The 8,657-nt window shown below is 67.2% G+C and carries 7 protein-coding genes; 4 read left to right on the forward strand and 3 right to left on the reverse strand.

The window, feature by feature from the left end; genetic code table 11:
* Positions 1–94: 94 nt before the first annotated feature.
* Complete coding sequence (locus tag A5707_RS01365; RefSeq protein ID WP_331713109.1) at positions 95–454, forward strand: Rv3654c family TadE-like protein; 360 nt, start codon at positions 95–97, stop codon at positions 452–454.
* Here the strand turns inward: A5707_RS01365 and A5707_RS01370 are convergent.
* Together A5707_RS01370 and A5707_RS01375 are read right to left on the reverse strand one after the other, a co-directional pair.
* Complete coding sequence (locus tag A5707_RS01370) at positions 451–1,482, reverse strand: PAS domain-containing protein (protein WP_065012740.1); 1,032 nt, start codon at positions 1,480–1,482, stop codon at positions 451–453. The genes A5707_RS01365 and A5707_RS01370 overlap by 4 nt on opposite strands.
* A gap of 302 nt (positions 1,483–1,784) precedes the next feature.
* Complete coding sequence (locus A5707_RS01375) at positions 1,785–4,106, reverse strand: DEAD/DEAH box helicase (protein WP_065012743.1); 2,322 nt, start codon at positions 4,104–4,106, stop codon at positions 1,785–1,787.
* A gap of 283 nt (positions 4,107–4,389) precedes the next feature.
* On the opposite strand from A5707_RS01375, the gene A5707_RS01380 reads away from it, so the two are divergent.
* The 3 genes from A5707_RS01380 to topA all read left to right on the forward strand — a co-directional run bounded on the left by A5707_RS01380 (position 4,390) and on the right by topA (position 8,277).
* Entirely contained in the window at positions 4,390–4,593 is a 204-nt protein-coding gene (locus tag A5707_RS01380; RefSeq protein WP_003925183.1) for a cold-shock protein, read from the forward strand.
* 130 nt (positions 4,594–4,723) lie between these two features.
* Positions 4,724–5,302 carry a hypothetical protein gene (locus tag A5707_RS01385; protein WP_065012741.1) on the forward strand — a complete coding sequence of 193 codons (579 nt, stop codon included), beginning with the start codon at positions 4,724–4,726 and terminating at the stop codon, positions 5,300–5,302.
* 185 nt (positions 5,303–5,487) lie between these two features.
* On the forward strand, positions 5,488–8,277 hold the full coding sequence (gene topA, locus A5707_RS01390) for a type I DNA topoisomerase (protein WP_065012742.1): 2,790 nt from the start codon (positions 5,488–5,490) through the stop codon (positions 8,275–8,277).
* Here topA and A5707_RS01395 read toward each other — a convergent pair.
* On the reverse strand, positions 8,274–8,657 hold a 384-nt coding region (locus A5707_RS01395; protein WP_197495211.1), incomplete at its 5' end, for an adenylate/guanylate cyclase domain-containing protein. The two genes, topA and A5707_RS01395, sit on opposite strands and share 4 nt — an antisense overlap.

The raw sequence follows: 8,657 nt of genomic DNA on the forward strand, positions 1-8,657 counted from the left end.
CCCGGCGAAGCAGTGGTGCAGGTACACCGCGACGGCGACTTCATGGTTGCGACGGTCTCCGCCCGCTCACGCCTGCTGCCGGCGCTGGCCATCGGTGCCACCGAGATTTCGGCGGTGGAGCCGCAGTGAGCGCGGCTCGGCCACCCTCGTCGCCGCCGCGATGGTCGCGGTGCTGCTGACTGTTACTTGCGGCGGCGCCTATCTCGGTTCGGCCGTAGTGACGCGGCATCGTGCCCAGGCCGCGGCCGACCTGGCCGCCCTGGCCGGGGCCGCGCGGCTCCCCGCGGGAGCAGACACGGCGTGCGGGCGGGCGAGGGCCGTGGCCCACACGTTGCGGACCAGTGACATCGAATGCACAGTGCACGGCCTGGACGTCGTCGTCACCGTCGAGCTTGCCGTCCCGCTCGGCGGATGGGGTAGGGCGCGCGCCGCGGCCCGCGCCGGCCCGGACTAGCCGGTGTCGGGCGGCGACAGCCCAGCTTCGGTGAGCTCCGCATCGGTGGGTAGCCGCAACGAGACCAGCCCGGCGTAGGCCTTCTCGTCGAGCTCAACCTGGGTGCAGGTGACGTGCACCGGCACCCAGGTGTCGTCGTAGCCGGGCATCCGCAGCACCATGGTCGCGGCGCCGTCGGCAAAATCGGCGGTCATCGCCGCCAGCTTCGGCTCGTCGGCGGGATGCACCCGCGGCGCATTCCGCGCGCTGCGCCGCCAGTCGTAGAACGGGCACGGCTCGTCGAGCCATTTGAGCAGCGTCCAGTTGTTGAGATCGACCAGCGCTCGGTGAACGCCCGGCTGCGCCAGGCCGCGCAGAATCCGCTGTGCCAACCGATCGGGCGGATCCACCGGAGCGGCCGGATCGGCACGCCAATTCATGCCGCGACCGATCAGATGGTCGCGGCCATCCGGGCCGGGCTCCAGCGCGCTGCGCGCAACGAAACTCACTCTGATCGGGTTGCCTTGCCAGTCGGTGCCGTCCCAGGTGGACCACAGGGTCTGGTCGGGTTCGGCTCTGATCGCGAGCGCCAACACCTTGCTTTCGTTGTGTTTGATGCTGCGCGACGGCCAGTTCTCGGCAAACGCGCGCCCGTGTGTTTCCTCGACGTCGGGGTTCTTGCCGCTGTTGAGTAGGGACTCACGCGTGTCGACGGCCACGCCGGCGGTCAGATCCCACATCATCGGACCCGGGAGCGGCCGTTCGGGCGGTTCGACGGTGGCCGGTCCGCTCCAGACGTGCACGCCATGCATCCGGCCGTCGGACATCACCACTGGTTCGGTCCGGATTACCCTGTCGCTCTTGGGCGTAATGCTGACGAGGCTTTGACCGGTCTTGATCGACTCGGCGATCGCCGCCCGGATAGCCGCGAGGTGGGGGTTGCGCCGCAGGAACGCAGTCACTGGCACGAGGTTGCGCTGCTGGCGGCCAAGCGCTACCACGGCCGGTTCTTTGCCCAGCGTTTCCACCAGCAGCCAGTCGTGGGCCATGAGCACATTTTACCGACGAGTAACGACGTGTTAGCTCGTTTTGGTACCGCCGACCAAGACCTGACTTGACTTCTGTCAAAACGCATGTGCGCTCGCCACGTTGGTCGACGACTTGCACGCGGGCAAGTGGGCGGGTTATTTTGCTGCTGCGCCTCTTGGGCATGAGAACGGCTCGCGTTGTCCGGCCGTTCGTGGGCCGTTCGTCACGTTTCGGCACGCCCGCCTTCTTCAGCAGGGAGGAAGTGCTTTCGCGCCGCGATGTGTGGAGGTCGACCGTCGAGGGGTCGGTCGTCAGCCATGCCTCAGGATGAACCGTTAGCCACTTCACTAAGCACCAAGCGCAAAACCCGCACAGCACCCGCCTTGTCCAGCGGTTGGTTACCGCTGCCGCATTTCGGCGACTGCACGCACGACGGGCATCCCCGCGTGCAATCGCAGGACTCGATAGCCGCGGCGGTGGCGCCCAGCCAGGCGCTGGCCTGGCGGTATCCACGTTCGGCGAACCCGGCGCCGCCGGGATAGCCGTCGTAGACGAATACGCTGGGCAGCCGGTCAAACTCGGGTCCGACGGCGGTCGACAGACCGCCGATATCGCCGCGATCGCAGCTGGCCACCAACGGCAGCAACCCGATTGCCGCGTGCTCAGCGGCATGCAGCGAGCCGGGGAGCGCCAGCGCGTCGATCCCGTTGCGATCCAACGCCTCCGGCGTGATCGTGTACATGGTCGCGGTAGTGCTCAAGGTCTGTGTCGGCATTTCCAGTTCGACGAAATCGATTACCTCCCCGGACAGCCGGCGACGCAGATAGCCGACAACTCGACTGGTGACCGTGACTGGGACCAGACCCAGCGTGACCGGTCCGAACACCGCCCGTTCGCCCGTCCCTGTCACCGCGATGTCGGTGAGTTCCCGTGCGAATGTGGTGTATCCGGGATCGTCGGCATGGACGAAGGCCATGCCCTCCTCGAAGTCGAGCGAGTCGACGACGTACGTCTCACCCTGGTGTAGGTACACCGCCCCCGGGTGTACCGAGGAGGCGGCCTGACCGACACCCGCGGTGCCCAGTAACCGTCCGGTTTCGGCCTCGACGATCACGATCTGGCCCCCGGTCGGACCGCGGATGTCGACGGACGGATGCGGGTCGACGCCGGGCGCGGGATAGTACTTGCCGGACCGCCGTCGCAGCAGCCCGTCGTCGGCCAGGCTGCTGGCGAGCGCCTCGGCGCCCAATGCTCGGACCTCGGCCTCCTCGAGTGGCAACTCGGTTGCCGCACAGAGTAGTTGGGGGCCGAGAAGATACGGATTGGACGGATCGATCACGACGCGCTCGATCGGTTTGTCCAATAACGCCGCGGGGTGGTGGACCAGATAGGTGTCGAGTGGGTCGTCGCGGGCGACAAGCACGATCAGCGCGCCCTGGCCGCGCCGACCAGACCGGCCGGCCTGCTGCCAGAACGAGGTGACGGTCCCGGGAAAGCCGGCCAGCACCACAGCGTCCAGCCCGGCGATATCCACGCCCAGCTCCAGCGCATTGGTGGTGGCCAACCCGCGCAGCCGGCCGTCGGCCAGCGCGTGCTCGAGCGCGCTACGGTCCTCGGGTAGATAACCCGCGCGGTAGGAAGCCACTTTGTCGGCCAACTCGGGAGCGGTGTCGTCCAGCCGCGCGCGGGCGGCCATCGCCGTCAATTCCGCACCGCGACGGGACCGGACAAAGGTCAGGGTTCGCGCCCCTTCAGCGATCAGATCGGCCATCAATCGCGCCGCCTCCGCGCCGGCGGACCGTCGCACCGGGGCGCCGTTTTCACCGATCAGATCGGCGCGCAGGGCCGGCTCCCACAACGCCACGGTGCGCGCGCCCTGCGGCGAGCCGTCGTCGGTGACCTCGGCCACCGGCCGGCCGATCAGCTCAGCAGCCGTCGTGCCGGGCGAAGCCGTCGTCGCGCTGGCGAAAATCACGGTCGGCGCACCCGAATAGCGGTCGCACAACCGCAACAGCCGACGCAGCACCATCGCCACATTCGAACCGAAAACACCTCGGTAGTAATGGCATTCGTCGACCACCAGATAGCGCAGGCGGCGCAGAAAAACCGCCCAGCGGGCATGGTTGCGCAGCATCGCCAGGTGCACCATGTCGGGGTTGGAAAACAACCATCGGGACCGCTCCCGCGCGAAGCGCCGCACCTCGACCGGACTGTCTCCGTCATAGGCCGTGGGCGCGACGTCGTGCAACCGCGGGATGGCCGCGGTCAACGCGTGCGCGGTGCGTAATTGGTCATGCCCAAGGGCTTTGGTCGGAGACAAGTACAGCACCCGCGCTTGTCGGTCGGTTGCCAGCGCGTCGAGAATCGGAAGCTGATAAGCCAACGATTTTCCCGAGGCGGTGCCGGTGCTGACCACCACGTGGCGACCGGCATGGGCCAACTCGGCGGCCTCGAATTGATGTGACCATGGCGCGCTGATGCCGCGGTCGGTGAACGCTCGCACCACTTCCGGATCGGCCCACTGCGGCCAGGAATACGGCCGGCCGTCGCGCGGCGGCAGTTCGGCGACATGCCGCAACGGGTTTTCGTCCGGCTCCGCGCCGGCCACCGCAACGGCAAGCAACTCACTGCCGAACGTCACCACTGCGCACCTCTTCAAGCCGGTCTTCATCTGAATTGTTCACCGACTTGTTGCTCAATTGATCACCGGAGGCTGTCGCCGACGCGACGAACATGATTGACTAATGCACGGTCGCAGCTTCTGTGTTCGTGTCAAACTTTCGCAGGATCGACGTTGCGGCCGCGGTTCCTGCGAGGTTTTAGCTCGGGTGAAGTTCCGGCAACTCCGCGAGGTATGGCGGTCACAGCGGGCCCGGGGCGCCGGAAGGCGGTGCACCGCACCCGAGTAGTAAAGGAAAGATCGAGAAATGCCACAGGGAACTGTGAAGTGGTTCAACGCGGAGAAGGGGTTTGGTTTCATCGCCCCCGAGGACGGTTCGGCCGACGTGTTTGTCCACTACACGGAGATTCAGGGTTCGGGCTTCCGCACCCTTGAGGAGAACCAGCGAGTCGAGTTCGAGGTCGGCCAGAGCCCCAAGGGTCCGCAGGCCACCGGCGTCCGCTCCATCTGAGCAACTCCTGACCAAACCCCCCGCGCTGCCCCCCACAGGGGGCCGGCCGGGGGGTTTCGGTTGTCAGGATGCCCGCCGCGCTCGGCGTATGCAGGACGGACATCGCCGGACGTGACCTACTGTCGGTGACGTGAGCCAGCTGTCCTTCTTCTCGGCTGAGTCGGTGCCGCCCGCGGTCACCGACCTCACCGGAATGTTGGCGGCGCCTGGACAAATAGTGAGTGTCGGCAGCGGCGCCCGGCTCTCGGTGGTCGTCGATGACCTCTGGCGGGCCGAGGCGCTGGCCGAGATGATCGACGACGCCGGGTTGGCCTCGCAGCTGGCTCGGACCGAGGAGGACACTCCGCTGGTGCGCACGGCCGCAGACCCGCGACTGCGCCCGATCGCCGCGGAGTGGACACGCGGCGCGGTCAAAACGGTGCCTCCGCTGTGGCTGCCCGGGCCGCGGGAGCTGCGGGCCTGGACGCTGGCGGCGGGCTGCCCGGAGGCCGACCGTTATCTGCTGGGACTCGACCCGCATGCCCCGGACACGCATTCGCCGCTGGCATCGGCGTTGATGCGGGTCGGGATCGCGCCCACCTTGATCGGTACCCGAGGCAACCGTCCGGCGCTGCGGATCAGCGGCAGACGCCGGCTATCGCGCCTGGTAGAAAATGTGGGAGAACCACCCGATGCTGTCGAGGCGAAGGCGAACTGGCCGCGGGTTTAGCGGCGCTGGGGAAGGCTAATTACGGGGGGTCAGTTTGCGTCGGCTCGTTCCGGGTGTCACATTGTCAGTTGTCCACAGGCCCGGGGGAGACCGGCGACGACGCCGGTGCCGGCCGATTAGGGGGCGGAACCGGCTCGGGAGCGGAAAAGGGCCCAGGGCCGAAAAGAGAGTGAGCGTAAGCGCAGTTGGCTAACGGCGACGGCGGCAGCCCGTCAAACAGGGGCAATGGCACCGCGCGGCGACTCGTTATCGTCGAGTCGCCGACCAAAGCGCGCAAATTGGCCGGCTACCTGGGCTCTAACTATGTAGTCGAGTCGTCGCGGGGACACATCCGCGACCTGCCGCGCAACGCCGCCGACGTCCCTGCGAAATACAAATCGGAGCCGTGGGCCCGGCTCGGGGTCAACGTCGACGCCGACTTCGAACCGCTCTACATCATCAGCCCCGAGAAGAAGAGCACGGTCAGCGAGCTCAAAGGCCTGCTCAAGGACGTCGACGAGCTCTACCTGGCCACGGATGGTGACCGCGAAGGCGAAGCCATCGCCTGGCACCTGCTGGAGACTTTGAAGCCGAACATCCCGGTCAAGCGGATGGTCTTCCACGAGATCACCGAACCGGCGATCCGTGCCGCCGCCGAACACCCCCGCGACCTGGACATCGACCTGGTCGACGCCCAGGAAACCCGGCGCATTCTGGACCGGCTGTATGGCTACGAAGTCAGCCCGGTGCTGTGGAAGAAGGTCGCGCCTAAACTGTCGGCGGGCCGGGTGCAGTCGGTGGCCACCCGAATCATCGTGGCCCGCGAACGCGAGCGGATGGCGTTTCGCAGCGCCGCCTACTGGGACGTGGTCGCCGAGCTGGACGCCAGCGTCTCCGACCCCAACGCCTCTCCGCCGACCTTCACCGCCCGGCTGACCAGCGTTGACGGCCAGCGGGTGGCCACGGGCCGGGACTTCGACTCGCTGGGCGCCGTACGCAAGCCCGACGAGGTCGTGGTGCTCGACGAAACCCGCGCCGGTGTGCTGGCCGACGGGTTGCGTGGCGCGCAGTTGTCGGTGGCGTCGGTGGAGGAAAAGCCCTACACCCGCAAGCCATACCCACCGTTCATGACGTCGACGCTGCAGCAGGAGGCTGGGCGCAAGCTGCGGTTCTCCTCGGAACGCACAATGCGCATCGCGCAGCGCCTCTACGAGAACGGCTACATCACTTATATGCGCACCGACTCCACGACGCTGTCGGAGTCAGCCATCAACGCCGCCCGCACCCAGGCTCGTCAGCTCTACGGCGAGGAGTACGTCTACCCGTCCCCGCGCCAGTACACCCGCAAGGTGAAAAACGCCCAGGAAGCCCACGAGGCGATCCGGCCGGCCGGTGAGACGTTCGCCACCCCGGACGCGGTGCGCCGTGAGCTCGACGGCGACGAGTTCCGGCTCTACGAGCTGATCTGGCAGCGCACCGTCGCCTCGCAGATGGCCGATGCCCGTGGCACCACGTTGAGCTTGCGGATCGCCGGCGCTTCGGGTGAGCAGCAGGTGGTCTTCTCGGCCAGCGGGCGCACCCTGTCCTTCGCGGGTTTCCTCAAGGCCTATGTCGAAACGGTCGACGAGCTGGCCGGCGGGGAGGCCGATGACGCCGAGCGCCGGCTGCCGCACCTGAGCGAGGGTCAACGGGTAGACGCCACCGAGCTGACCCCCGACGGGCACGCCACCAACCCGCCGGCCCGCTACACCGAAGCATCGTTGGTCAAGGCGCTCGAAGAGCTGGGTATCGGCCGGCCGTCGACGTATTCGTCGATCATCAAAACCATCCAGGACCGCGGTTACGTGTACAAGAAGGGCAGCGCCCTAGTGCCGTCGTGGGTGGCATTCGCCGTGATCGGTTTGCTGGAACAGCATTTCGGCCGGCTCGTCGATTACGGTTTCACCGCGGCGATGGAAGACGAGCTCGACGCGATTGCCGCCGGCAACGAACGGCGGACCACCTGGCTCAACCACTTCTACTTCGGCGGTGACCACGGTGTGCCTGACTCGGTGGCCCGCTCCGGCGGCCTGAAGAAGCTTGTCGGTGTCAACCTCGAGGGTATCGATGCTCGAGAAGTCAACTCCATCAAGGTATTCGACGACGCGCAGGGACGCCCCATCTATGTGCGGGTCGGCAAGAACGGCCCCTATCTGGAGCGCATGGTGGCCGGTGACGACGGTGAGCTCACCCCGCAGCGGGCCAACCTCAACGATACGCTGACACCCGACGAGTTGACTCTGGACGTGGCCGAGGAGCTGTTCGCCACACCGCAAGAGGGTCGGCCACTTGGAGTGGATCCGGAGACCGGCCACGAAATCGTCGCCAAAGACGGTCGCTACGGGCCTTACGTCACCGAGATTCTTCCCGCACCACCGGATGACGACGACGGCGCACCGGCCAAGAAGGGCAAAAAGCCGACCGGTCCCAAGCCTCGCACCGGTTCGCTGCTGCGCAGCATGAATTTGCAGACCGTCACTCTCGAGGATGCGCTGAAGCTGCTGTCGCTGCCCCGGGTGGTTGGCGTGGACCCCGAATCCGGCGAGGAGATCACCGCGCAGAACGGACGTTACGGGCCATACCTGAAGCGCGGCACGGATTCTCGCTCGTTGGCGACCGAGGATCAGATCTTCGATATCACCCTGGACGAAGCGCTGAAGATTTACGCCGAGCCGAAACGTCGTGGCCGGCAAGCGGCTTCGGCGCCGCCGCTGCGTGAGCTGGGCACCGATCCGGCGTCCGGCAAGCCGATGGTCCTCAAGGATGGCCGGTTCGGGCCATACGTCACCGACGGCGAGACCAACGCCAGTCTGCGTAAGGGCGACGACGTGTTGTCGATCACCGACGAGCGCGCCGCCGAACTGCTGGCCGACCGGCGAGCGCGTGGCCCGGTCAAACGGACCACCAAGCGCAGCACCCGCAAGGCGCCGGCGAAGAAAACGGCCAAGCGCGGCTAGCTGCCGACCTCGCTGGACACCTCTTCGGGTGCAGCCAGATTCAACGGCCGGGCCAGCTGAGTGGGCGCAGAGCGACCGCGCAGCGAGACGACTTCGCCGACGTCCCAGCACAGGGCTTCCGCGTCGAGGGCGCCGCTGACCGCAATCGCCGAGGCCAGCACGTGGCCCTCTTCGAGCTTGGCCAACTCGGTCAGCCGCGCGGCCTCGTTGACGGGATCGCCGATCACTGTGTACTCGAACCTTGCCTGCGCGCCGATATGGCCGGCGATGGCCCGGCCGGCCGACACGCCGATGCCGAACTCCAAAGTGCCCAGCACCGGCAGGAGTTCGTCGTGCAGCTCCCGCGCGGCCGCCAGCGCGCCACCCGACGAGTCCGGGTG

Source organism: Mycobacterium kyorinense (genome assembly GCF_001672775.1).
GTDB lineage: Bacteria > Actinomycetota > Actinomycetes > Mycobacteriales > Mycobacteriaceae > Mycobacterium > Mycobacterium kyorinense_A.